Here is a 25,379-nt window from a genome sequence, read left to right as displayed (position 1 = left end):
CCATTGAATATATCAAAGCTTGTCTCTATCATATGCGGCTACAAGAGCCGCAGCCAAAAATGGAACACCAAACTGGCTACGGATAAAATGGGCGCGCTCAGCCTGGGAGATAAAGGAGTCTGCCGTCGTAATCAAACCCTTGACGATCTTCCCCTCAATCCTGGTCTCCGCCAGCGCTTCTGTCGCAAAAGCAAGCAGCGCTGGATCGAGCCCACCCGCAGACCCGGTATTAATGACAAGCTCTGGGCTAAAACGCTCAATCAGCAGGGCCGTAGTCGAGGCAGCGTTCGCTTTGCCAATTCCTGATTGCAGCAAAATAACTTCCTTGTATTCCGGCTTATACTTGAAAAACACCCGTCGCTGCGATGCGCTGCACCGCCTCCAGCAGCCTTTCCTCACTGTTTACCAGACTGACCCGCACATAAGAAGCTCCTGCACGACCAAAGCCTTCTCCAGGAGCGACCGCAACATGCGCCTCGTCCAATAAAGAGTCTGCAAAGGAAGCCGATGTATGCCCCTCCGGCACCTTGAACCAGGCAAAAAAAGACCCTTGGGGAGCAGCTACATCCCAGCCAATACCTCGTAACGCTGCAATGAGAACATCACGGCGCCGCTCATATAACGCCGCGAGCTCCTGTACTGGCTCCTGGGTGCCCAGCAATGCGACAGCTCCCGCATCCTGTACCGCGCCAAAAACAGTGCTGTAGGCATGCGTATGATAATGCTTGAGCGCACCAATAACAGACGCATTTCCAACCGCAAATCCGAAGCGCCATCCAGCCATGTTATACGTTTTGGAAGCTGTATACGTCTCGACGCCATACTCCTTGCCGCCGGGAATTTGCAATAAACTAATCGGCTTATGTCCGTCAAATCCAAGAGCACCGTAAGCAAAATCATTCATAACTGGAAACTGATACCGAGCGGCATAATCCAGCGTCTTCGTCAGAAAGTCTGCAGTAGCTACGGCTCCAGTCGGATTGTTCGGATAATTAATCATGAGCAATTTGACCTGCTCTGCGATTTCCTCCGGCACGGTTGTATAATCAGGCAAGAAACCAAGCTTCTCATCAAGCGGAATCGTATGAATATGGGCTCTTGCCAGCGCAGCAGCGGAATAATATTGGGGATATGCCGGATCGGTGGTCAATAACCAATCACCGGGATTCAGCAGCGCCTGTGGAATCCCCATTACGCCTATGGCTGAGCCGTTGAATATGGCAATCTCCCGGTCAGGATCCAGCTTCACCTGATACTCCCGTTTATAGAACGCTGCGACAGCCTCCAGCGTGCTTTTTTTTCCATGAAAAGGCGGATAGCCCTGATTGATCGGTTGATCAACCGCTTCCTTCAAAGCGCTGATAATATGCGCCGGTGTTGGCTGATCCGGGTTGCCGGCTGCCAGATTAATTACATCTATTCCTTTACTTTTATACAGATTCACTTTGTCATCTATTGCGCTAAAATAGTTGTCAGGCAGAGCCTTGACGAGATCAGAGGATGAAAAAATCACGTTCATATCCACCTTCTATCCATAAGATACAGGCTGACAACGTCAGCCCGCAGAAGATAATACCCCATATTATTTGAAATAGCTTGGCAACTTGTAGCCTTCATAATCAGGGTTCGATTGGATGTACTTTTGGAATTCATCTGAATGATATCCTTCAATAATGTCTTTGACGAAGGGCTTATCCTTATTCTTGCTGTCCACAGCGACCACGTTCGTGAACGGATCTGTCATATTTTCAAGCTTTAATGCCGAGGTCAGCTTTATTCCATTCGATACAGCAAAGTTCCCTTGTATAGCCGCAAAATCAACATCCTTCAGTACACGTGGCCCCTGTGCCGGATCGGTAGCAACAAATTGCAGATGATGCGGATTAGAGGTGATGTCGTTCACCGAGGTTTGTAATGGATCAATATGGTCCTTTAACGTAATCCAACCTACTTCCTTCAAAATATTCAGCGCACGCAGCATATTGACTGGCTCGTTGGGCAGGTTGATTTGGGCTCCCTCACTGATTTCGTCAAGGCTGGTATGCTTGCTGGAGTACAATCCCATTGGAGGAGTTGGGACCTGCACAGCACCAATCAGATCAATATTCTCCCGCTTATTCATAGAATCCAGATAGAGCGAATGCTGGAATACATTAGCATCAATATCCCCCTTAGCCACGGCTACATTGGGCTGAACACCGTCTGTAAACTCTTTATATGTAATCTTATATCCTTTCTTCTCCAAATATGGAGCCACACCATTCTTAAACTGATCGCTATATGGACCAGGATTAAAGCCGATATGCAGTGTTTTCTTTTCTTCACCCGCAGCATTGCCCGACGTATTCTTGCTGCCGCAGCCTGAAATAAAAAGCACGACTGCTCCCAGCAGCAATATAAATGAAATCCATGGTTTCTTCATTTGATGTCTCCCCCTGCTCCTTGATATCATCTACTTTTGGTGAGTTAGAATGTTTACAGTCGCTCAAAATACCAAGTAACTTGATGCGTTTTATAGATATTACAATGATTTTTTATTCACTGTCAACAACATTTAATTACGCATCTTCTGCATAACAAATAAGGGATCACACAGACGATCCCCTTGTAGGCAAAAACACTTCACAAGTTTGTAATATTATTCCGTTTCAATTATACCCCCTAGGGGTATAATTGAATATGAAAATAAAACCCTAAAGGAGCTATTAAATATGAGAATGCAATGGGCTTTGCTCGCTGGTACAGTCATGATGATTTTGAGTGGGTGCGGGAACAGTAACGCGCCGAACCAGGAGCATACGGCAAACAGCAGTCAACAGCACGACACATCGGAGATGAACCATTCCACTTCCAGTGAGCTTCCTGTCGGATTAAAAGAAGCTGAAAATCCAGCCTTCAAAGTTGGTAGTCAAGCGACTATACGAGCTGACCATATGGCCGGCATGAATGGGGCTACGGCCACGATTGCGGGTGCTTATACGACTACTGCTTATACAGTCTCCTATACACCAACCACTGGAGGAGAAAAAGTGAATAATCATAAGTGGGTTATTCATGAAGAGATTAAGGATGCAAGTAGTGAGCCCTATGCACCGGGCACAGAGGTTATCCTTGCAGCAGATCATATGAAGGGGATGGATGGGGCTAAGGCTACCATTGATTCCGCCGAGCCAACGACCGTATATATGGTAGACTATACGCCGACTACAGGGGGAGAGCCTGTCAAAAATCATAAATGGGTGACGGAGAGTGAGCTTTCAGCCCATTAGAACTCTTTCATCACAGGTCGCTTGTGATAACAAAAGGGAGCCTGGCATCGGCTCCCTTTAACGGCTTTATTTGAGTTTGGACAAACCTACTTCGCTAAATTCAGCTTGGCCTCCTTGATATCATACAAAGTCCCTTCGTTGGAATCTACAAGCTTTTTCATTTGTTTGTTGGCTAGTCCATTTGCAGGCACGATTGCATTAAAAATAACATCATTTTTCTGTAATTGCTCGTTGATTTCATCCACAGAAAAACGGGCTTTACCCAGGGCTGTATTCTTATCATGAACTGGTGCATCTGTAATGAATATGATTGTTTTGGAATTAGAATTTTTGGGAAATTTACTTATAGCTAACTGAATAGCCTCTAATCCCGATTCCTTCAAATCCCCGCCAGCGGAAGGGCGCAGCATATTCAAGTTACCTTTTAACTTATTTTTATCGGTCGTAAACTCCAAAAATTCTAAATCTTTATCTGCCTTCAGATTGATATCCCGAAATGCTACGACAGCAAAATGAGAACCTGCTGGAACGGAATCAACAAAGCCTTTCACCTTCTGTCTCACATAATCCAGCGTCCCTGTCATACTACTCGTAACATCTATGACGAACACAATATCCGTAGATTTGGAGAAGGTGGTGGATATCTTTTTCAGAATCGTTGGATTGGATTGTGATGAGGAAGCATCTTCATTTTCCTCCATTAATTGTTCACTTTCGCTGGTTGTCAAAACCTGCGGTGGAGCAAGGAAAATCACAACGCTCTGAGCAGCAATATTCCACTTTACCTTCGCACCCAGCGCCTCACTAACAAAGCGAATAGGAACCATTACTTTGCCGTTAATGAGTCTTGGCGCCGCATTGAGACGCACTAATTTTCCGTTGATATAGGCATCCCTGGAGCCTACAGTTAACTTGATCGTTGTATTTCCTTTGGTTGCAGTAACGGTCTTGGTAGCTCCATCCCACTTCACTTTCGCCCCAAGCGCCTCAAAAACGGCACGAAATGGCACCAGCATACTTCCGCTAATAGAGGTCGCAGGCTGCTCATATTGTTGCAGTTTACCGTCTATAAACACCTCAACCTGCTGAGCCTTGTTATTATTTATAGGAACAAATTGGGGTACAGACGCTGCCGAATTTCCCGACTGATCGATCATTTTGATATAAAAGTAATATCCACCTGTAGATAAATTCAGGTTACTCAAAGGGTAGCTAAACGTTGTTTCCGGATCGAACTGAATCCGTTTAATTAATTGAGCATCCGCATTTTTGACCATAACATATGAAGTGTACGTGGGTTGAATATTTTTCATCTTCAAACGAACTGAAAATGATGTACTTGAAGAGTTGATTGTAAATGTACCCGGAAAATTTTCTCCAGATGGGATAGACAAAGGGATTTCCGGTGACTCATCAACCGCTTGGTCCACTTTAGGCTCCTCGATCGGCTGGGTTACTTGCGGTTCAATTACTTTCGGTTCATCCACAGGTTGAGCAACTTTGGGTTCACTGGGAGTGGGAATCTCTTTTATATTGGTCTCCACCTCAGGCTGCGTTACTTTCGGCTCCTCCGCAAGTGGAGTTACTGTAGATTCATCGACTGACTGCACAGTCCCTTTCATAGTTATAGCTATAGGAAGTTCTATATGATTTTCTGATCCTGGCCCAGGTGCTGGTCGTGAATCCGCAATCGTAATTGTGGAGTTGGCATAATCGATCGTAAAGTCACCAGAAGGAATTTCAATGTTGTTGCTATACAGACGAATTGGTGTATCAGGCTTAATCGTAAACGGGAGATCAAATTTAAACACTCTGTTTACTCCATTACCATCATCAAGAATAAGCTTAAGCTTATCTCCATCTTTGAATACTGTCGAATTGGCAGCCTGAACACTTTCTGTGCACAAAGTGATCAACCCTACAAATATCGTTAAAAACGAAAGTAGGAACATCATTTTTTTGAGCTTCATTCTTATTTCCCCTTTTAAATCTATATTCTTGTCGGTAAATCATAGCATAGGGTTAGATGAAGTTCATTCCATCTGATTACAGTTATGGATATAGGAACTCACTTTTTCCATCATTCGCGCTCTGTTCAATGTTCATATGTATCTCCTTGGTCCGCTTCTTCAACGTGGCATACGTAATATAGCCGCCTTCAGTGCTTTAGTCCCTTCTTCGCTTTTCAAATAATCCGACGGTGTTTCGTTGCCGAGTGCGGGGACTTTTCGATCCATCCAAATCAGCAAATACTCCCCCATATCGGGCAGCAGCACAATCTGAATCTCCTTGGGAATTTTACTTTTGGCCACTTTTGCTCTTATAGCCGGATCTACCTGTGCATACCGCTCCTGATAGACCTGAACCATGTTGGCCCAGTTCTCCGGCTTAAACTCTTTCAAATATATGTCTCTCATCTACGAACCCTCCTTAGGGCCTCAGACAACGCTTTTCATGCTGGAGCAACCATTCTTTTCTCCATAGCCCTCCTGCATAGCCCGTTAGTTTCTGATTGGAACCGATAATTCGGTGACATGGAATCACAATGCTCAGCTTATTTTTTCCATTAGCACTGCCTACGGCTCGGATCGCTTTTTCATTTCCAATAGCAAGAGCAATATCTTTATAAGCTGTTGTTTTACCGTACCCCACGGACACCAGCGCATTCCATACTTTTTGCTGAAAATCCGTACCTTCAAGGGCATAAGGAAACGTAAACTCAAAGCGCTCACCTTTAAAATACTCGTCAAGCTGGGTAGTGCATTCCGCTAATACTTGGATTGGAACCTCTTCTATAGCCCTCGTTAAGGGCTCATTCCGATTAGAGAACATAATAGAATAGACAGCCTCATTTGTGCCCTGTATCTCTACCTCTCCAATCGGCGATACATACTTCATTACGTATAGTTCGCTCATAAAAGGATACAACCTCCTTCCTTTTCTATTCCCTGCTCAACTTTCTATACTCACTAGGAGAACAATGGTTCAAGCTACGAAACGCCTTATAGAAATGGGAGGGACTTTGGAAGCCCGTCTCATAGCAAATCTCAAGATTCGTAAGATTTGTACTTTTAAGAAGATAGGCTGCCTTATCTACTCTTATTTTTTCCAAATACGTGCGCGGGGTTTCGGCGGTTTCCTGTTTAAAGATCCGATCCAAGTAAAAGGAGCTTATTCCGATATGGTCCGCAATATCCTGCAATACAAGTTTTTCCTTGTAATGATTAACCAAAAAGGTTACCACATTCTGCACAAGTCTGATATACGGCGAATGGTCTGTATGGGGCTGGCATCTTTTGCAAGCACGAAAACCCGCCTTTTCCACTTTGTCCAAATCAAAGTAAAACTCCACATTTATTTTCTTCGGCTTTTTGGATCGACAGGAAGGTCGGCAGTATATGTGGGTTGTTTTCACAGCGGTAAAAAACAACCCGTCATACTTACGATCACACGCTATAATTTTCTCCCACATTTCTTCAAAAGAAAGACTAAGGTTAGCCATGATCGAATGCTCCGTCCTTTCTATAGTTCATATTCATCTAGCTCAAGGATTTTGCAAAATCCTCATATAAATGTGATGTATCTTGTAGCTCTATCAACTGTTCTGCATTCTTTTGCAAAGCAACTATTATCTTATCAGAAAATGCATTTCCAAAGCTAAACCGTTTAACTCCTAACTGCTGAAGCTGGTGGACATTCGTCAGACCCGGCAGGGATAAAACATTAAGCGGAGCATGTATATTAAACACAACTTCCCTGATCTCTTCATCACGCTTTAATCCTGGAACAAAAATTCCGCTCGCACCACTATCCTCATACGCTTTGGCCCGCTCTATGGTCTCTGAAAGTGGAGTATTCATCTGCAAATATGTATCCGTTCTTGCGTTTATAAAAAACGCTTGAAACCCACGCGCATCCAAGGCCGCTCTAATTTTGGACAATAGGTTACTGTGCAGACCCACTTCTCGAAGTCCCTTTTGCATTTTCAAAGAATCCTCAATATTAATCCCTGCAACTCCCACATCGGCTACCCTTAAAACATGCTCAACAATCGTTGCCGTGTCCTCTCCATATCCTGCTTCAATATCTGCCGACACTGGAATCTGAACATGCTCAACAATCGTCCGAATAATACTTACGTGCTGGTCAAAATCAATAAGCTCTCCATCTGAAAATCCAAACGTATTGGCAATCCCCCAACTCGTCGTACCTATCGCCTTAAAACCTGCTTTCTCCAGAGCCACCGCAGATAGCAGATCCCAGGCGTTCCCTAAAAATAAAAGTTCCTCTAATGTGTGAAGTGCATGAAACTGCTGGATTTTGTTCATAAATATAGCCTCCTGATATGTGATGTAACTCATTTTATCAAGAGGCTATCTTTGTTTCGTCCTCATTCTTGCACTTATGGTCTGTAGGAATCTAGGAACAACTTGGTCCATTTATTCACATATAAATCATAATTTTCGAAAAAAACGGTTATTTAAGCTCTATTCAATCCTATGCTTCTTATCTATACTCTTGCTAAATCCATTCGAGTTAGATGGAAATCTACGCTTTTAGCCTTTCACAATTACATTTTATAGGAGGAGTTATATGTATAAAATAAAGTTCCTTATGATCTTGCTAAGCTTTACTGTAGTCGCTTCTTTCTCTAGCTTGTCCGGCTCTTCACCTAGCAAGGCTTTTGCTGAAGAGAATGGGACTCCGGTGCAGAAAACGATCGATTTAAATGAGGGCTTCGACAACTCAAATGAAGCTAGTATACAGCCATTATCCCTTACTAGCGAAGAAGCTACTAGCCAAGCAGCGGTTACAGCTATTGACCATGATGCTAATTTCTCACCTTCAACACTTCAGTTCCTGAAGGCTAATACAGGACTCGACGGTGAGCAGTGGGATAATATTATGAAGCTAGTGAACAAACCAGAGCAAGATTCTTTGAAATGGACTGAATTCTATGGCTATGCTGAAGATATCGGCGATAATCGTGGGTACACCATTGGTATCTTTGGAGCAACAACAGGCGGTTCAAATGATACGGGACCAGATGGCCCGTACTTATTTAAAGCTTTTGATGCTGCTAGTGGAGCTAGCAACCCTTCCATTGCAGGTGGATTAACACGTGCTGGTCTAAAGGGGAAGATGAATGGTTCGATTCTAAAGCTCAGCGATAGCGATAGTGTAATCAAGAAGAAGATCAACGCTCTCCAAAACAATGAAGCTTGGAGAGAAGCCATGTGGCGTACGTTCTATGACACCTATATCGAATATAGTGTACAGCAAGCACATAAACGCGGATTTAATACTGCTCTAACGATTGGATCATTTGTCGACACAGCACTCAATCAAGGCGCTACTGGTGATTCAGGTAGTCTTGAAGGAATCCTCTCACGTTCAGGCAGTAGTACGAATGAGAAGAATTTCATGACTAGCTTCTATGCTAAGCGTACATTGGTTGTCGATACCAACGATTATAACCAACCTCCCAATGGTAAGAATCGTGTGAAACAATGGAGTTCTCTCTTAGCTTCTGGCGAAACAGATCTTAAGAACGCAGATGCAGCCGTGATCAAAGCAACGAATTGGGAACTGAAGTAAATACAATATACGTCATTAGGAGGGCATATCGTATGTCCTCCTTTATTTATTTTCATAAATATTGAGTTGGTGTTGACTACTAACAAGGTCCATTTTCCCAAACAGTTCCTCTCATCATTCAAATATGTGGGTCGCGTGTGCAAATAGAGAGACTGTCCCAAAAGCCCGAAAGTTGCAAGCTCCTGAAACAGTCTTGTAAAATGGTTATGAAGTCGAAATAAGGCCGTTAGATGATTCGGTAGCCAGATGGAAGTCTACCGCTACTGCGGATATTACGGATTTGTTGCAACGTCAAACGTTGATTGGTAGAGATAATAGATTCCACATCATTCCCACGAATCAGATCATCCAGGTCGGCGATGCTGCGATTGCCTCTAAACACACGGAAGTTACCTCTAAACCGCGTGCCTGTAAAGAGTACCAGTGTAGCATTGCTGCTGGTAGAAAAGAAACGCAGACTTTCGATGCCGTCGAGAATGTTATCGGTATTACGAATGCCTAGGTTTCCTCTGAATACTCTCCTGGAACCCCGAAAATTTTCTTCGTTGTAAACTGTAAGACGTGGATACGTTTGAGATACATATGCTTTGTTGTCCATGTTGTAATTCCTCCTTTCAACTTATCTTATGCCTCACCATCCGATTGGCGCGGGCCTCGCAGCATCCATCTAAAAATGGTTATGTGATTGAATAGAGCGATGCAGACTTGAAAAAGGAACATATGTTCTGTATAATCTAGCTTAGCAATTTGGAAAATCCTGAACTAACGGAGATGCGGACATGGACGATAAATTTATTGAGGAACTACGTGAAATTAGCAGAAACGACAAGCGAAGATCCGAATTTCTTATTAAGGGTATGAAGGAAACACTTCAGGAAAGAAAAGAAAAAAACTTTATCGAAAGATGGATTTGGCGACAAAAAAATAAGAAACGTATAGCGCGGAAGTTTAAATCCTAGTAGATATAACAACCGAATCTTCATAGCTTCATAGCACTTTACAAGTGCTTAGGTCACAGCTCATTAGGAGGCAGAGTCATGATTGAGCAACTAGTCCCAAACGACGATATATTAAATCAAAATCTATTTTTGGCTGATGAAGTTCGATACCATTTGATCCATCGAATTTGTGAGTCAGAAGGATCAACATGCCTCAAAACGTCCGATAAAAATATGGTCTTTGCTCAATCACCCGGACATAAGGCCTGGTTATGGATCTCACAACAAATCACAGATAATCATAAATTGACCTATATAGGAGAACTCTTACGTTATTTAAAAGGAACCACCCTATCAGGTGTATGTGGTGATGCCGAAACAGTCGAGAAGTTCGCAAATGCTTACGCACAACGTCGTCATGCTGCTCAGGTACATACCCATATGGTCATGGAATCTTATTTCTGTCCTAAATATAAAAAGCCCTCGGGCGTTGAGGGAATGATCCGACAATCCATCCCAGAGGATGTACAATTAGTTGCCCAGTTTCTAGCTGGTTTTTCAGAAGAAGCTTTAGGTAGTTTTATTGATCCGGTTAGTCAAATATCGGTTGCGGAGAAGACCATCGGGACAGGAAATTTGTATCTTTGGATTGTAAATAACATGCCTGTGTCCATGGCTAATATTGCTCACCGCTCGCCGAGACATGCTCGCATTAATGCTGTGTATACCCCGCCTAATTTACGAAAGAAAGGTTTTGCCAGCGGAATGGTATCCGAGCTATGTTCGATTTTGGAAAATGAGCATTTAGTACCCATGCTATATGCAGATTTAAAAAATTCGGTTTCCAATCAAGTTTATAAAAATATCGGCTTTAAGGAAGCCGGCAAAATCACTGATATTACGTTTGAATAAGCCCTCCTACTGCAAGAGAGCATATTATTGTTCATTCAAAATCAAAGAAGACCACAATGTCACCTTCATCACTGGGCCTCCTTTTCACTTATCTATAAGCTTTACTCCGTAACACCCAATTCCGTGTGGACTGAGGATCTTCGTGAAAGTAAATATACAGCCACAATAGCTATAACGACCCCTGCTGCTCCAAACCAGGTGATGGAAGCCAGCGAAACCTGACCAACAACTACACCACCGATCCCAGCTCCGGCCGCCATGGCAAGCTGCATCGTAGACTGATTGAGACTCAGCATCACACCGGAAGATTCAGGCACAAGAGTGACCAAGTTATATTGTTGAGTAGGTCCAGTTGTCCAGGCAGCGAACGACCAAAGGATCAATAAAGCAAATACTGCGATCAGGGAATGAGCGGCGGCAGGAAGTAAAAGCAAGGAAAAGACATGCAACACCATGCCCCCGAATAATGTAAAGGAAATACCCTTTTTATCTGCGCTGTATCCACCGATTTTCGACCCGATCAGGCTGGCAATCCCGAAGGCAAGTAATACTGAGCTTAGCATATTATCCCCTACACCTGATACATTCAGCAAGTACGGTGAAATGTAAGTATACGCGAGGAAATATCCCCCTCCCCAAAAGAAGGTAATCGCCAATCCCAAAGCAACTTCAGGCTTCTTCAGAAGAGCAAATTGCTGTAGTAAGGGAATCGGTTGATCTCCTTTTAAGCGAGGGATTGTCATAGCGATAACGATCAAAGCAATAATCGCTGTCAAAGCGATGCCGAGAAATACGGTTTTCCAGCCATATGATGCAGAAGATATCATTCTTCCAAGCGGCACCCCGATAATCAGCGAGGCTGTAAAACCCATAGTAACTGTAGCAATAGAACTGGCCTGCTTGCCGGCTGGAGCAATCTTCGCAGCAATGCTCAGTGCTGTAACCACAACCATCCCCGCCCCGAGGGCCATAAGAATACGTGCGGCGATAAACATTCCAAAACCCGGCAGAATAAAGGAGAGGGCATTAGCTACTGCAAATAATCCGAGCGAACTCAGGAGCAGCTTGCGTCTGTCCCATTTAGCGGTTACTGCCATCAGAATCGGCGTGCCAATCGCGTAAGCAAGAGAAAAGACTGTAATCAACTGTCCCGCTGCGGACACCGTAATCCCCATGGTTGTCGCAATCTGATCCAAAATGCCTGAGATAATGTATTCGGATGTGCCTACCAAAAAACTAACAATGGCCAAAATATACACTTTCCACGTGCTCTGCATTTTTAAATAACGCCTCTTTTCTTATATTGTTTTTATATTTTTACAAATATCGAAATTAAGACTAAAAAAAATTATGTCATCAGGAACGGGGCATATTTCTGCGCTGCTTCCACATCCAAGCTGTAATAGATAAACGTCCCCTCTTTACGGTATGTGAGCAGCCCCGACTCTGCCATTTGCTTCAGATGATGCGATAGCGTTGAAATAGCTACACTGTTCAGCTTCTCGCCCAGCACAGAGCAGCATTGGCCACTTTCCTCTTTTAGCAGAAGTGCTATCTTGAGACGAGTTGGTTCTCCAAGTGCTTTATATATTTTTACAGCTTGTTGCATTTCCGTTGTATCTTTCACCCTGTTCGGCTCCCTTCTGTTTCAGTCTTAATTTCGATGTTTGTCGAAATAAAGTTATCACAAACATTTGTAAAAGTAAACCCGTTTCTTCTAAAGACACTGCCTTTTTACACTCTGTGGTGTGAATGATGGTCTTTCTCATCTTATAAATAATCCCCCATCCATAAAAGAATGGAGGAAAAAATGATCTGAGTGTAAAGGGAGAATCATGGATGCCATAGCATTAATTCGGGCTTGCCGTGGGTCTGACAATAATTTCATTAACATCTACATCCGCTGGCTGCTCCATGGCATACAGAATGGAACGGGCTATGGCATCAGGCGAAATCGAAATACGACGGTACTCTTTCATTCCTTGCCGGGCCTCTTCATCTGAAATACTGTCAGCAAGCTCAGATTCAGTTACTCCCGGCGATACCAGCGTCACACGAATATCTCCCCCCACCTCCAAGCGCAATCCTTCAGAGATCGCCCGAACCGCATACTTTGTAGCGCAATACACCGCTGCAGTCGGGGTTACACTATACGCGCCAATAGAGGCGATATTGATAAACTGACCAAATCCTTGCTTTTTCATAATCGGAAGCCCTGCCGCAATCCCATGCAGAACGCCTCGTATATTTACATCAATCATGCGATCCCATTCCTCTACCTTCAGGGCCTCTAATTTTGAAAGAGGCATCACTCCCGCATTGTTCAAAATGACATCCACACGCCCAAATGTTTTTTCCGCGTAGTTAATGAACGCTTCCATCTGGTCCCTCTTCGTCACATCCAGTTGCTGATAATCAGCCGATCCACCTTTAGAACGAATCTCGGATGTCAGAGCCTCCAGTCGCTCTGTGCGTCTGGCCCCTAATATCACATGAGCCCCATGGCGAGCAAGTAAACGGGCAGTAGCTTCACCGATCCCACTGCTTGCCCCCGTAATAGCTACGACTTTCCCTTTAATATCCAACATGCTTATTCCTCCTCTAGTTTAAAATGTCACTGAAAAAAGATAAAATAGATTACTTTTTCTCTTCCCTGTAAAAAACCATCCCTGCATGATACAAGACACCATCTTTGAATTCACCATCTGCCGTAAATCCGGTGTCGTCCACATACTCGATATAGTCATCTTCTACGATGATATAGCTGCCTGTATAGGCACTTTGCCTTTGACCCCGTGCTTCATCATAACGGCCATTAGGCAAGAGTTCGTGACGGATATTTCCGTCTTCAGTTACCCACATCCCTATACAGGGATGCTGCGAAGCGTGTACACTTTTTTCCGCTTTGTTACTCTCCATGACTCCCACTCCTTTGCACTTCTATTTTTTTCTCAATTGCTCATTAGGTGTTGTATCTGCATCTTATTATGAGAGGAATGTCCATCGGGCTGGTAGAAGAATCAGAGCAAATTATTGCCTAATCCTCCAAAGACCCTTAATATGTAATAAACTACTGAAAATGAAAACGGGCTACGTTGAAAGAAGGGATGTGTCAAGATGGGGGCAACCAAAATAGAGGGTTCTACCATGGAAAAACAAGCCGAATTGGCAAGGCTTATAGAACGATTTTCAAATCAGGACGGAGTTCTCACTACAGCCATACCTTCGCTTCACTTCGTCCGAAGTTCAAATACAACCGTTCCGGTACATCAAGTCCATGAACCTGCCTTATGTATTGTGGCACAAGGCAGAAAAGTCGTGATGCTCGCAGAGGAAAGCTACCATTACGGCACATCCGACTACCTTGTTGTGTCGGTGGATTTGCCGATCTCGGGGCAGGTCATCCAAGCGTCATCAGAAGCTCCTTATTTGTGCCTCCGGCTCAATTTTGATCCGCATCAGGTTTTGGACCTGATCAAGGAATCTGCTTTTCCCACAAGCCCCATGCCTGATTCCAGACGAGGCTTGTATGTAAGTCAAACCAACTCACTACTGCTGGATGCCGTGGTAAGGCTAGTGCATCTTTTGGAAAACCCGCAAGATGTTCCGGTGCTTGCTCCATTAGTCATTCGTGAGATACTGTATAGGATTTTACAGGGTAATCAGGGGGAATCCTTAAAACAACTGGTCATGGCCGGTAGCCATTCCAACCGAATTGCAGAAGTCATAAAGCGGATTAAGCAGGATTATGATAAGCCGTTGCGTATTGAGGAATTGTCCAAACTAGCGAATATGAGTCCTTCGTCACTACATCGTCATTTTAAAGAGGTTACGGCTATGAGCCCCATGCAATATCAAAAACAATTACGTCTACAAGAGTCCCGCCGCCTGTTGTTATCCGAGTCAGCGGATGCGGCAGATGTAGGTTTTCAGGTAGGTTACGAGAGTCCCTCACAATTCAGCCGCGAATACGCCCGCTTGTTCGGCCTGCCTCCAATTAGTGATATCAAACGCTTGCGCTCGGATCAGGATCACCAGACCACTTGAGCACGTTGTTAGATGAACATATGAAACCAATGGTCCTACTAACGCTTATCCCATCATAGATGGCAGGATGTAAAAAAACAGCACAAACAACCGCTCCTCCGGTAGAGACGCGGCTGTTCAATATTTCCTCTATACATGCATTAATACGGATTATCCAGCTTGACGAACAAAGCTCGAATGACATCCTTCTCTGCCGTAGTAAGCTTTTGTCCTGCCTGCCATTGTTGAATCTCTTTCTTGACTTCCTTGGGTTCTCTATAGCTGAGAGCATACCCGATGCTTCCTATACCTTGTGTGCGGTTGGTTTTGTCCATATTTGCCAATGCTCGAGTCATCGCAGTTCTGTCTCTTGTAAACAAATCTCCCATAAGGGCAGCATAGCTTTCGCTTAAAGCTCCATCCAAACCTTCAGAAGCTCGGATCACATTTGGAAAACTTTTCGATGGAATAAAAGCTCGCTGCCTATACAAATATTCGATCATTTCCAGGCTTTGATGTTCATTGTTTTCGTTCATCTTTCCCCATTGGATTCCTGCTAAATGGTCCGTTATATGACGTACTTTTGCTTCATCACTGAGGGAAGAATCCTTATAAAAGGACAGCACAAGCTCCTCTTTACTTTGCTGGGTATGCTGCGTATCGGCTGCAGTTTGCTTAGACTCCCCATGGTTTGCTCCGGACGGCGCCACAGTTTCAGCATCCTGTCCCACTGGCTGGGGAGTACACCCTATGGTTACAGCCAGCATTAGTGCAGTACAAGCTGCAGAAACGAACCCATTCCCTTTTAACATGAATCCACTCTCCTGTCTGAACAAACAATGGTCGTTATAATTGCCCAAAATCCACTCCTATCTTGCTACGCCTGCAACCGTTCATCCATCTAACAATAGGAAGATTCCATCTAGACTTTTACGCGTCACGTCCCACCGTAGGCTTACGGATCACGGAGACGCTCGATTCCCTCACGATCAGACGAGGCTCGAATTGCACACGCTCATAATCCCCAGGTGTCTGTTCCTGAATCCGCTTGAGCAGCAGCTCCGCAGCCAATCGTGCCACCTCTTCCCCCATGATGGAAACTGAGCTGATCTGAGGAGTCGTTACCATAGCCCACAGATTGTTATCAATACCAACTACAGCAACCTCATCCGGCACTTTTACGCCCAAATCCTTAAATCGATTGACGATCCCTATCGCCACCATATCATTAACCGCATAAATAGCATCCGGCATATGTTTCAAGCTGTAAAAATAATCGGCAGCACGCAACCCTGTCTCAAAGGAGAAATCATCACCAAAATAAACGAGTGAAGGGTCCACATGCTGGAGAGACTGCTCATAAGCGAAGTATCTTTCCTCGATTTTGTCCTTCGCAGCGCCTGCATAGGCAATTCTTGTTCTGCCGATTTTAAGCAAATGCTCCATCACGAGTCTTCCCTCTTGCCGGGCCAGACTGACGATATCCGCTTTGACATCTTCGCCCAGCTTCTTGCCATAGTTAATAATGGACACGGGAACGCTAGCTTTGTTAATCAGATCTACCAACATTTTCGGATACGCCAGCGGCATAATGATGAGCCCGTCGACATGCAGCTTCTTGACCTCACGAACTGTTTCAAGCTCCATTCTGGCATTCCCGGCGGTATTGATTTGCACGACACGGTAACCATGCTGCTTGGCGGCCTGCTCTACGGACCAAGCGATTTCTGGAATAATCGCGTTACGAATGTCCGGCACGGCCAGCGCGATTTGTCGTGTCTGACGCACTTTCAAGCTCTGAGCCGAGGTGTTGGGCGTAAACCCCATCTCTTCAATCACTTGCAAAATCAAGGCTTTCGTTCTCGGGCTGATGCCCTCACTATCGTTAATAGCTCTGGAGACAGTCGCAATACCGACTCCTGCCCGCTTGGCTACATCCTCTATGGTTACTTTCTTTTGATCTGTCACGCCCAAAATCCTTTCAAGAACGGAATCGTTTTCTGACTTTCTAAAATAAAGTCTTAATACTGATATTATACCACAGAATGAGTGTCTAAAAATTGAAGTCGTTTTCTTCTTGTCTTTGCTTCACCTGAAAAATCCACAAAATCTCTTTGTATAAAAGCAACGAGCCGAATATAGCACTGTAGTCACAAGTGATTATATTCACAAAAAAATCAAGTGCTTTTTGTATGAATTTGGTTTGACAATGTGTAAAATTTGTGACATATTATTTTTCGGAAACGTTTCCTAATTCATTCACTTTTATAGAGGCAATGATCATATATTCTTCAAGGAGATGACAAACATGCAAGCATTGAGATGGCATGGAGTAAAAGACTTACGATTGGAAAACATTGAGCAACCCGCCGCTCTGGCAGGAAAAGTAAAAATCAAAGTAGAATGGTGTGGCATTTGCGGAAGTGATCTTCACGAATATGTAGCAGGACCAATCTTTATTCCCCAAGATGCTCAGCATCCATTGACTGGCGAAAAAGCGCCGATCGTAATGGGACATGAATTCTCTGGACAAGTCGTCGAAATCGGCGAAGGTGTAACCAAGATTCAGGTTGGCGACCGTGTCGTTGTAGAACCGGTTTTTGCATGTGGAGAATGTGATGCATGTAAACAAGGCAAATATAATCTTTGCGATAAAATGGGCTTCCTCGGTCTGGCAGGCGGCGGCGGTGGATTTTCTGAATATGTCGCAGCTGACGAGCACATGGTTCACAAAATTCCAGAAAGCGTATCTTTCGAGCAAGGCGCATTGGTAGAGCCTTCGGCCGTTGCTTTGTATGCTGTTCGTCAAAGCCAACTGAAAGTCGGCGATAAAGCTGTAGTATTTGGCGCTGGTCCTATCGGATTGCTGGTTATTGAAGCGTTGAAAGCTTCGGGCGCATCTGAGATTTATGCAGTAGAGCTTTCTGAGGAGCGTAAAGCTAAAGCTGAAGAGTTGGGTGCTATTGTGCTTGATCCTAAGACTTATGATGTGGTGCAAGAGCTGCACAAACGGACCAACGGTGGCGTAGATGTAGCCTATGAAGTCACTGGAGTACCTCCTGTGCTGACTCAAGCTATTGAATCTACTAAAATCAGCGGACAAATCATGATCGTCAGCATTTTTGAAAAAGAAGCTCCGATTAAACCGAACAATATTGTCATGAAGGAACGCAATTTGACGGGTATTATCGGCTACCGTGATGTATTCCCGGCTGTTATCAGCCTGATGGAAAAAGGATATTTCCCAGCCGACAAGCTGGTTACCAAACGCATTAAGCTCGAAGAAGTGATTGAGCAAGGTTTTGAAGGACTCCTGAAAGAGAAAAATCAGGTTAAAATCCTGGTATCTCCGCAAGCTTAATTTAGAAAATAAACCAGATGTCTGCTCTATGCAGACATCTTTTATTATAAAACCGGGTTGCACGGCAAGAGTTCATACGGAATTAAAAAGACAAAACAGCGCTCTCCTACTGTGGCTTCTGCCGTTAAGTGAGAATAGCGCTGTTTTATTATAATCTAGTTTATTGAGTTACATTACTTAGTTACATTTTTCAGAACATCGTCAATCATTTGACTATTTGCAATTGTACCTGTATACAACCAGCTGGAATCCTTGCCAAAATCGTATACATGGCCTTCTTTAACGGCTGGAATTCCCGCCCATACAGGATCTTTTACAATATCTTCTTTACTTACGTTTTTGCTGTTCACGATAAAGACATAATCCGCATCCAGCTCGGCCAGCTTCTCCAGCGATAAATTACTCCAGTTCGCCTTAGCCGTTTTGGAAATCTCCTGTACGACTTGTGGAATCTTGAATCCCAAATCCTTATACAATACATCACCGCTGGATAGATTCTGGTTTACGACATACACGTTTTTATCCGTTACCCATAATGCCGCCGCAGTTTTTTGTCCCACCGTCTGACTCAACTTGGCTTTAGCCTCTGCTGCTTTTTTGTCGTAGTTGCTCAATGCCTGCTTCGCTTCATTGCTCTTATTCAGCACCTCACCCACGGTCAGCAGTTCTTGACGCCAATCATTGTTCATATTACTGCCTACCACGTAGGTTGGAGCAATTTTAGAGTATTGATTATATTTGTCGCCTTCCACCATGCTCGCACTGTCCATAATGATCAAATCAGGCTTGAAGTTCAGAACCGCCTCAAACGGAAGATCTGAAGCGATGGTAGGAACATCCTTCAGTTCTTTTTGCAGGTAAGCTTGAACTGAATTTTTACCCACCGACCATTGGGCTACCGGTTTAACACCCAACGCCACCAGATGATCCTCCAGATAAGAAGCGATCACACGTTGAGGCTGAGCCGGAATCTTCACCTCATGCCCGAGTGCATCCTTCAGCACCCTTTCCTGTGATGTTGGTTCCGCTGATGTATTATTGTTCCCTTGCGAAGCACCATCGGTTGCCGTAGGACTGGATGTGTCTGAGCACGCGCTGAGCAGCAGGGTAAAACTAAGCAATAAAATAAATGCCATGGAATGCTTTGCGTTTCTATTCATTCGTAAAATCCCTTCATCATAATTTTGATAATGATTATTATCCTCAATACCAGTATGCAGGGCGCCACTTATCGAATCAATGGAACATTCGGACATGCTCAATGGATTATCTAGACGTGTATCTCCCATAAAAGCAGATGAATATAGGCTGTCCCGATAGTGAACCGGGGATACGCCAGTATATTTTTTGAATGCTCGGCTAAAGAAATAGACATCCGGGTACCCCACACTGACAGCAATATCCTGTAAAGTGGCATCCGTCTTCCGCAAAAGCTCCTTCGCCTTGTCCATTCGCAGTTGAATCAAGTACGTAATCGGGCTACAGTCTGTTTGTTTTTTAAATAACCGGGTCAGGTGCCGCGGACTACATTCCAATAATCCGGCCAAACGTTCCAGCGTAATGGACTCCGCGTAACAATCCTGCATAAATCGAATGGCCTGTGTCACGATACCCCGCGCAGAAGTTCGAGCCTTCGGTTCCTGCAATTGCCTCATACATTCATATGCAAAATCATAGAACCGACCCTGAGCCTGAATCTTGGATAGCGCCTCTTGATCCTGCCATGCGTACTTCAGTAGTTGAAGCTTTTGATACAGTATAACCGGATAAGGCGGTACAAAACCATGAGCTATCGAAGGATGATTATACACCGTATGTCCCGATAGTGAAGTCGCTTTATATAGTACAAGGATATATTCAATCCCACATTGCGAGGGTTTCATATTCAGTTCAAAGCCTTTGCTGCCATGCAGTACGTACCCTGAATGTGGTGTATCCTTCCAATCACCATCCAAACGCACGCTACCCTGCAATACAAATATAAAAGCCTGCGCTGGAAGACGATACGGTTGAAGCAACTCTTCTGATTCCAGTCGAATATGCCGGACATCCATGACACGGATCGACGAATGGAGCCATAAGGACAGCAGCTCGTTCAGCTCGTCAGCCTCATGCTCCTTACTCGTCCCGGTGTGGGAACCTGTCTGCTTTTTCCGGTCCTGCTTCACTTGTCAAGGCCTCCGCTTCATAAATATCATACTTTGTATCCAAACCAACCTCATTATATATCATCTTTTACTGCGTCTACCATGAGACAAATATTCCTGCACGAAACAAAGTGAATATACCATTTCCATGGTACAATTTGTATAATACAAGATTTAAAATACATAGGGGGTTTGACAGCATGAGCGGTCCCAACGTTGCATTGAGTACAGGAGCTAATGCACCATTCGGTAAGGAAGATACAGTGCGGGTCACCATTACATGGAAGCATGCACCTGCCGAACTGGATGTTAGCTGTTTTATGGTAGGAGCAGACGGAAAGGTTTCCTCAGATGACTATTTCGTTTTTTACAATCAACCCGCTGACCCGCACGGCCATGTACGGTTACAGCGTCCAAATGACAGAACCACTGAGTTTACTGTAGCGCTCCAGGAACTGGAACGAACCGGGGTGGAAAAATGTGTGTTTGCGGCCACACTGGACGGCCCAGGTACTTTTGCCGATGTGGTTGGCTGCTCAGTTACTGCTCAAGGCAAGCAATCCCATATCACCTACAGCATCACCGAAGCCACCAGTGAGACATCGCTTGTGCTGGCAGAAGTGTATCGTCATACGTCTGGCTTCAAGCTTCGCGCAGTTGGGCGTGGTTTCAACGGAGGACTAAAGCCGCTTGCCGAAGCTCATGGTGTGACCGTGGAGGAAACGGAATCGCCAGTGGATACCGTTCAGATGAACATCCCTACATCGGCGATCTTAAGCGCGGTAGGTGCTAAAGCTGGCGGAAAAGAGACTGCCCCCATTAACGCAAGAATTAATCTGCACAAGCAGAATGTACAATTTTCACTGAAAAAGAAAAAAATAGACCGTGAAAAAGCACGTGTAGCGGTTGTATTCGATGCTTCTATTTCTATGTTCAAATTGTACACGGGTGGGACTGTGCAAAAAGCCTGCGAACGTGTGTTGGCTGTAGCCGCCTGTATGGATGACGATGGTGAAATGGATGTATGGTTTTTTGCGGACAAAGCCAAACGTGCTCCAAGCGTCACAGAGAGGAATTTCGAGAATTACATTCATAGGAATTATGCTGAGCCTAGTGAAGATAGTGAGCTGGGGTGGGGCAATAACGAGCCAGAAGTCATGAAGGATATCATACTTAAATACACAAAAGAAGATCCCAACGACATGATCCCGACCTACATTATCTTTTTTAGTGATGGAGGTATTTATGAACAAAAAAAATAGAACAGCTGCTGATTAAAAGCTCAAGCACTCCGATTTTCTGGCAATTTGTAGGTCTTGGTAAAGCCGATTACGGAATTCTTCGAAAGTTGGATAAGATGCGCGGCCGCGTAGTAGATAATGCAGATTTCTTTGCCTTGGATGACATTGACTCCGTGACAGATGCAGAATTGTACGACCGTCTGCTGAATGAGTTTCCTAGTTGGCTCAAGCAAGTACGGGCTAAAGGAATATTGCGGAGCTAGTTCCCGCCGTAACGCCAATACTGCACCAGATTAACGCCCTCATGCCCCCTGCGTGATCACTTAAATATCACCAAGTAGAGCAATAAGAGGCACAATGATCGCCGATAAAGCAATCCTCAGCGCCAGCATTCTGCCTCTGTTATCTTCAGTTTGTCCTCTATCGATTTCAATCTCCCTACCATATCCTATTTCTTTCATTTCCTAATTGGATATTTTCATGTAGTATAAGTCTAATTGAAGTAAGCCTGTTTGGGCCATGCTGAAGCTATACATTATATGAAGGAGGATTTCATATTGAAATCAAATGAAGCAACTTTGCACAAAAAGCTGCTCCCACGGCATATTACCTTTATGGCTATGGGCGGAGTCATCGGGACGGGTATTTTTAAAGGAAGCACCGAAACGATTAGCTTGGCGGGACCAGGAGTTATTTTATCCTATGTCTTCGCAGGACTCCTGCTCTTGGTCGTTATGGGCGCAATTGCCGAGATGGCTACCGTCTATCCCAACATGAATATGAAGGATTTTATTCGCAAAGCTTTTGGAGAACGACTGTCCTTTATTATCGGCTGGTTGTATTGCTTCATGTGGCTGGCCGTCTGTATCATTGAGGTCATTGCTGCGGGTAGCTTCCTGCAATATTGGTTGCCAGATGTCCCTCTATGGGTACTCAGTTTAGTCAGTGCGGCTTTCATTATTGTCGTCAACATGCTGAGTGTCGGCGGTTTAGGAGAACTGGAATTTTGGCTTGCGGGTATTAAGATAGCCATGATTATTATCTTCATCGCCTTGGGTGGCTGTATACTGTTCGGGATTATTCACACGGAAACTCCACCTTATCTAAGCAACTATGTGCAGCACGGCGGATTTCTACCCAATGGCTGGTTGGCTATCTTTTCAGCGCTGCTGGTCGTTACCTTTTCATACGGAGGGTCCGAGCTGATTGGACTGACGTTGACGGAGACAGAAAACCCGGAAAAGGTGCTGCCTAAAGTGGTTAAAAGCTTCATTCTTCGCGTTGTTCTGTTCTACACGTTGCCCATTCTCATTATTTGTGGCTTGATTCCCTGGAACCAACTGGATACGAATACCAGTCCGTTTGTACAGGTATTGTCTTCTGTAGGGCTTCAAGGCTCGGCTCATGTCATGAACTTTATTCTGATCACTGCTGTACTGTCTGCCGCCAATTCGGGGATTTACGGGGCTACACGTATGCTGCATTCGTTGGCGGTCAATGGAGAAGGTCCTAAATCACTCGCTCGCGTATCTTCTAATGGGGTTCCAGTGAATAGTCTCAAATTCTGCGCTGTAGTCCTGATTGTCGGTTCCATGGTTGCTTATATCGCTCAGGACGGGCTGTTCCGTATTTTGATGGCTGTACCTGGCTTTGTCGTGCTGCTCGTCTGGAGCTGCATTTGTCTGTCCCAATTGAAATTGCGCAAATCTTATCCAGTGGAGCCTACTTTCAAGATATGGGGATTCCCTTATGTAACGGCAGTTACAGTAGGATGTCTATGGGTCATTGCGTTCCTGTTCTTGCTTGACCCGCAAAATCGCATCAGCATTAGCGTGTGCGTGGCGTTCATGGCATTTCTGATCATCTGGTCGTTAGTGAAGTTCCGGAGAAAGCAGGCGTAAGCAGCACATGATTCAATCGTACCTGTTTCCTGTTTCATATGCCTTTCTTGCGTTTCCTTTTGCTGCGTTATTGTTCACACTGCCATTCCTAATCGTGCAATATCGCAGGTATGGCTATATTCACAAGGCTAGAGCATGGCTGCTTTACTTGATGCTTTTATACTTGATGAACGCCTTTTTTCTGGTCATACTCCCGCTTCCGGCATCGCGTCATAATGCTGCATTAGCCGGGGGAGCGTTGCAGTTAATGCCCTTGCAATTCGTGCAAGACATTATAAGAGAAACATCCGTCTCACCCGCCCATCTCTCCAGCTATGTTCATTTGCTGAAGGAGCGTGCTTTTCTGCAAGTCGTTTTTAACGTTGTGATGACTGTGCCTTTCGGTATGTTCTTACGTTATTATTTCCGTGCACGATGGGGATGGTGTCTGATTTTGTCCTTTATCCTCTCCCTCTTCTTTGAAGTGACACAGTTGACAGGACTGTATGGATTTTTTGACCATGCGTATCGCGTGTTCGATGTGGACGATCTGATGGCTAACACATTGGGCGGTATGCTGGGCTTTCTGCTCGGCGAATGGTTCTCACGCTTCCTTCCCCGTTTGGAACATCTGGACAAGCACTTGGACATTACGACCAAACGGGTGTCCTATACGAGACGAGGAGTAGCCTATTTAGTGGATTCTATCCTTTGGGCAGGGTTGCTCAGCATTATGGAGTCCATGCATGTATCTGCTGCTTTCTGGGTTTCCAGTGGAATTTACTTTATGGTGGTTCCTTACCTGACAAATGGACGAACTCCGGGGAAGTGGCTGGTACGCATTCATCTGATAGGGAGAGGAAAAAGAGTTGCCCTGTGGGAGCTCATTAAGCGCTACAGTCTCTTGTATTGGTTGTATTTTGGACTTAATTACGTACTAGGTGGATCTGTACTGGGATCTCATCTGTCTCCTTGGATAAATGTTATGATCAGCCTTGTGCTGTTGGTGATGAACGGATGGTTCTTTTTCCATCTAGTCATACGCCTATTCAAGAAAGCACCGTTATTTTATGAGGAGCTTAGTCATACTTCGCACCAGATTATATGGCCCAAGCGCTACCATCCTACTCAGAATGACCCCGCTGACCCAACACAGACGTCGGGAGCGAATATAGTACAAAAATAACCAGAGGATCGACACGTCATCAAGCCCCGGATCTGCATTGCATCCTGGCGAATAAAAAAACAGGCGAAGCAAAGGGATGTGCCTTTGCTCCGCCTGTTTTTATTTTGCGTATATTTTTATGTTGCATATAGATATAACTTAACTTATTTCCACTGTGCAATTTGATCAATAGGTAAACGTGTGGAAGGATGACCATCGTTGATTCCTTTACCCATGGAAATGAGCATAACAGGGACATAACGATCTTTGTCCAGACCAAAGGCTTCAGCAATTTGATCCTTCTCATAACCGCCGATAGCGTTGGTGTCGTATCCATGAGCGCGCGCCACCAGCATAAGCTGCATGGATACCAAACCACCGTCGATCAAGACCGTTTCTTTGTTCACAACGGGATCAAGCGCTGCAAAGTGAGCTGCTACTTTTTCCTGTTGCATTTCTTTAATGTCTTTTGGCATATAGCCCAGTTCTACAGCTTCTCCGAAAATTTGTTCGAAATTATCAAAGTTGTTCAAATCTCCAAACACAGCGATCACTGCCGAAGATGTCTCCACTTGACGTTGGTTGAAACGGGCCAATGGTGCCAGTGTGGCTTTACCTTCAGGGCTGTCAATGACGAGGAAACGCCAAGGTTGCAGGTTAATGGAAGATGGTGCGCGTGTAGCTTCTGTCAAAATCTCTGTCATTTCCTCACGGCTGATCTTCACGGACGGATCGTATACTTTTACAGAACGGCGTCCCAGGGCGATTTCTTTAAAATCATTCGTTTTTACAGTACTGGATGTGTTCGTATTATTCATTCCAATCTCTCCTTATCCCTCTGT

Annotated in this window: 24 protein-coding genes and 1 pseudogene; 8 read left to right on the top strand and 17 right to left on the bottom strand. The window is 44.6% G+C overall.

The features are described from left to right. Positions 1-12 precede the first annotated feature (12 nt). The 3 genes from ACEN8J_RS04685 to ACEN8J_RS04675 form a co-directional block, all read right to left on the bottom strand. Positions 13-315 carry a phosphorylase family protein gene (locus ACEN8J_RS04685; RefSeq protein ID WP_495594278.1) on the bottom strand — a complete coding sequence of 101 codons (303 nt, stop codon included), beginning with the start codon at positions 313-315 and terminating at the stop codon, positions 13-15. 22 nt (positions 316-337) lie between these two features. Beyond that, positions 338-1,513 (bottom strand): aminotransferase class I/II-fold pyridoxal phosphate-dependent enzyme, encoded by a 1,176-nt coding sequence (locus ACEN8J_RS04680; RefSeq protein WP_495594537.1) that lies wholly within the window; start codon positions 1,511-1,513, stop codon positions 338-340. 69 nt (positions 1,514-1,582) lie between these two features. Continuing rightward, entirely contained in the window at positions 1,583-2,422 is an 840-nt protein-coding gene (locus tag ACEN8J_RS04675) for a MetQ/NlpA family ABC transporter substrate-binding protein (RefSeq protein WP_495594277.1), read from the bottom strand. Between the two features lie 289 nt (positions 2,423-2,711). Here ACEN8J_RS04675 and ACEN8J_RS04670 point away from each other — a divergent pair, with 289 nt between their 5' ends. Continuing rightward, positions 2,712-3,269: a YdhK family protein gene (locus tag ACEN8J_RS04670; RefSeq protein WP_342425086.1), complete on the top strand. Its 558-nt coding sequence runs from the start codon at positions 2,712-2,714 to the stop codon at positions 3,267-3,269. 86 nt (positions 3,270-3,355) lie between these two features. Here ACEN8J_RS04670 and ACEN8J_RS04665 read toward each other — a convergent pair whose 3' ends face one another. From ACEN8J_RS04665 to ACEN8J_RS04645, 5 genes are all read right to left on the bottom strand, one after another. Continuing rightward, positions 3,356-5,239 carry a stalk domain-containing protein gene (locus tag ACEN8J_RS04665; RefSeq protein ID WP_495594276.1) on the bottom strand — a complete coding sequence of 628 codons (1,884 nt, stop codon included), beginning with the start codon at positions 5,237-5,239 and terminating at the stop codon, positions 3,356-3,358. A gap of 159 nt (positions 5,240-5,398) precedes the next feature. After that, positions 5,399-5,686: an antitoxin Xre/MbcA/ParS toxin-binding domain-containing protein gene (locus ACEN8J_RS04660; protein WP_039274373.1), complete on the bottom strand. Its 288-nt coding sequence runs from the start codon at positions 5,684-5,686 to the stop codon at positions 5,399-5,401. 13 nt (positions 5,687-5,699) lie between these two features. Beyond that, positions 5,700-6,185 carry a methylated-DNA--[protein]-cysteine S-methyltransferase gene (locus ACEN8J_RS04655; protein ID WP_341039761.1) on the bottom strand — a complete coding sequence of 162 codons (486 nt, stop codon included), beginning with the start codon at positions 6,183-6,185 and terminating at the stop codon, positions 5,700-5,702. A 25-nt stretch (positions 6,186-6,210) separates the two neighbouring features. Then, positions 6,211-6,771: a bifunctional transcriptional activator/DNA repair enzyme AdaA gene (locus ACEN8J_RS04650; protein WP_029515538.1), complete on the bottom strand. Its 561-nt coding sequence runs from the start codon at positions 6,769-6,771 to the stop codon at positions 6,211-6,213. A gap of 37 nt (positions 6,772-6,808) precedes the next feature. Continuing rightward, the gene (locus tag ACEN8J_RS04645; protein ID WP_495594275.1) at positions 6,809-7,597 is read right to left on the bottom strand and encodes an isocitrate lyase/PEP mutase family protein; all 789 of its coding nucleotides are present in this window, start codon (positions 7,595-7,597) and stop codon (positions 6,809-6,811) included. Positions 7,598-7,862: 265 nt separating this feature from the next. Here ACEN8J_RS04645 and ACEN8J_RS04640 point away from each other — a divergent pair, with 265 nt between their 5' ends. Further along, positions 7,863-8,867, top strand: coding sequence for a chitosanase (locus tag ACEN8J_RS04640; protein ID WP_029515540.1), 1,005 nt, complete (start codon positions 7,863-7,865; stop codon positions 8,865-8,867). A 226-nt stretch (positions 8,868-9,093) separates the two neighbouring features. On the opposite strand, the gene ACEN8J_RS04635 is transcribed toward ACEN8J_RS04640, so the two are convergent. Next, positions 9,094-9,465: a hypothetical protein gene (locus ACEN8J_RS04635; RefSeq protein WP_029515541.1), complete on the bottom strand. Its 372-nt coding sequence runs from the start codon at positions 9,463-9,465 to the stop codon at positions 9,094-9,096. 439 nt (positions 9,466-9,904) lie between these two features. On the opposite strand from ACEN8J_RS04635, the gene ACEN8J_RS04630 reads away from it, so the two are divergent. Next, on the top strand, positions 9,905-10,717 hold the full coding sequence (locus tag ACEN8J_RS04630) for a GNAT family N-acetyltransferase (RefSeq protein ID WP_029515543.1): 813 nt from the start codon (positions 9,905-9,907) through the stop codon (positions 10,715-10,717). A gap of 101 nt (positions 10,718-10,818) precedes the next feature. Here the strand turns inward: ACEN8J_RS04630 and ACEN8J_RS04625 are convergent, their stop codons facing one another. From ACEN8J_RS04625 to ACEN8J_RS04610, 4 genes are all read right to left on the bottom strand, one after another. Further along, positions 10,819-11,994 carry an MFS transporter gene (locus tag ACEN8J_RS04625; RefSeq protein WP_029515544.1) on the bottom strand — a complete coding sequence of 392 codons (1,176 nt, stop codon included), beginning with the start codon at positions 11,992-11,994 and terminating at the stop codon, positions 10,819-10,821. A 71-nt stretch (positions 11,995-12,065) separates the two neighbouring features. Next, positions 12,066-12,344, bottom strand: coding sequence for an ArsR/SmtB family transcription factor (locus ACEN8J_RS04620; RefSeq protein WP_029515545.1), 279 nt, complete (start codon positions 12,342-12,344; stop codon positions 12,066-12,068). A 223-nt stretch (positions 12,345-12,567) separates the two neighbouring features. Beyond that, positions 12,568-13,305: an SDR family oxidoreductase gene (locus ACEN8J_RS04615; RefSeq protein WP_209949805.1), complete on the bottom strand. Its 738-nt coding sequence runs from the start codon at positions 13,303-13,305 to the stop codon at positions 12,568-12,570. A gap of 49 nt (positions 13,306-13,354) precedes the next feature. Beyond that, entirely contained in the window at positions 13,355-13,636 is a 282-nt protein-coding gene (locus ACEN8J_RS04610) for an Atu4866 domain-containing protein (protein WP_029515546.1), read from the bottom strand. 198 nt (positions 13,637-13,834) lie between these two features. On the opposite strand from ACEN8J_RS04610, the gene ACEN8J_RS04605 reads away from it, so the two are divergent. Further along, entirely contained in the window at positions 13,835-14,764 is a 930-nt protein-coding gene (locus ACEN8J_RS04605; RefSeq protein WP_029515547.1) for an AraC family transcriptional regulator, read from the top strand. A 140-nt stretch (positions 14,765-14,904) separates the two neighbouring features. Here ACEN8J_RS04605 and ACEN8J_RS04600 read toward each other — a convergent pair whose 3' ends face one another. Both ACEN8J_RS04600 and ACEN8J_RS04595 read right to left on the bottom strand, forming a co-directional pair. After that, the gene (locus tag ACEN8J_RS04600; RefSeq protein ID WP_029515548.1) at positions 14,905-15,555 is read right to left on the bottom strand and encodes a hypothetical protein; all 651 of its coding nucleotides are present in this window, start codon (positions 15,553-15,555) and stop codon (positions 14,905-14,907) included. 118 nt (positions 15,556-15,673) lie between these two features. Next, positions 15,674-16,711, bottom strand: coding sequence for a LacI family DNA-binding transcriptional regulator (locus ACEN8J_RS04595; protein WP_013311372.1), 1,038 nt, complete (start codon positions 16,709-16,711; stop codon positions 15,674-15,676). Between the two features lie 340 nt (positions 16,712-17,051). On the opposite strand from ACEN8J_RS04595, the gene ACEN8J_RS04590 reads away from it, so the two are divergent. Further along, positions 17,052-18,104 carry a 2,3-butanediol dehydrogenase gene (locus tag ACEN8J_RS04590; protein ID WP_029515549.1) on the top strand — a complete coding sequence of 351 codons (1,053 nt, stop codon included), beginning with the start codon at positions 17,052-17,054 and terminating at the stop codon, positions 18,102-18,104. 173 nt (positions 18,105-18,277) lie between these two features. Here the strand turns inward: ACEN8J_RS04590 and ACEN8J_RS04585 are convergent, their stop codons facing one another. Further along, entirely contained in the window at positions 18,278-20,272 is a 1,995-nt protein-coding gene (locus ACEN8J_RS04585) for an AraC family transcriptional regulator (RefSeq protein ID WP_495594274.1), read from the bottom strand. A 179-nt stretch (positions 20,273-20,451) separates the two neighbouring features. Between ACEN8J_RS04585 and ACEN8J_RS04580 the strand changes: the two are divergent. The 3 genes and pseudogenes from ACEN8J_RS04580 (at position 20,452) to ACEN8J_RS04570 (ending at position 24,558) form a co-directional block, all read left to right on the top strand. Further along, positions 20,452-21,755, top strand: a pseudogene (locus ACEN8J_RS04580) (VWA domain-containing protein). Positions 21,756-22,049: 294 nt separating this feature from the next. After that, positions 22,050-23,393, top strand: coding sequence for an amino acid permease (locus ACEN8J_RS04575; RefSeq protein WP_340956375.1), 1,344 nt, complete (start codon positions 22,050-22,052; stop codon positions 23,391-23,393). Positions 23,394-23,400: 7 nt separating this feature from the next. Then, positions 23,401-24,558 carry a VanZ family protein gene (locus ACEN8J_RS04570; RefSeq protein ID WP_342425095.1) on the top strand — a complete coding sequence of 386 codons (1,158 nt, stop codon included), beginning with the start codon at positions 23,401-23,403 and terminating at the stop codon, positions 24,556-24,558. Between the two features lie 143 nt (positions 24,559-24,701). On the opposite strand, the gene ACEN8J_RS04565 is transcribed toward ACEN8J_RS04570, so the two are convergent. Then, on the bottom strand, positions 24,702-25,355 hold the full coding sequence (locus ACEN8J_RS04565; protein ID WP_069010473.1) for a nitroreductase family protein: 654 nt from the start codon (positions 25,353-25,355) through the stop codon (positions 24,702-24,704). Between the last annotated feature and the right edge of the window lie 24 nt (positions 25,356-25,379).

The organism is Paenibacillus sp. Paensp38 (assembly GCF_059491915.1).
This window is presented reverse-complemented; position numbering and strand designations above follow the sequence as displayed.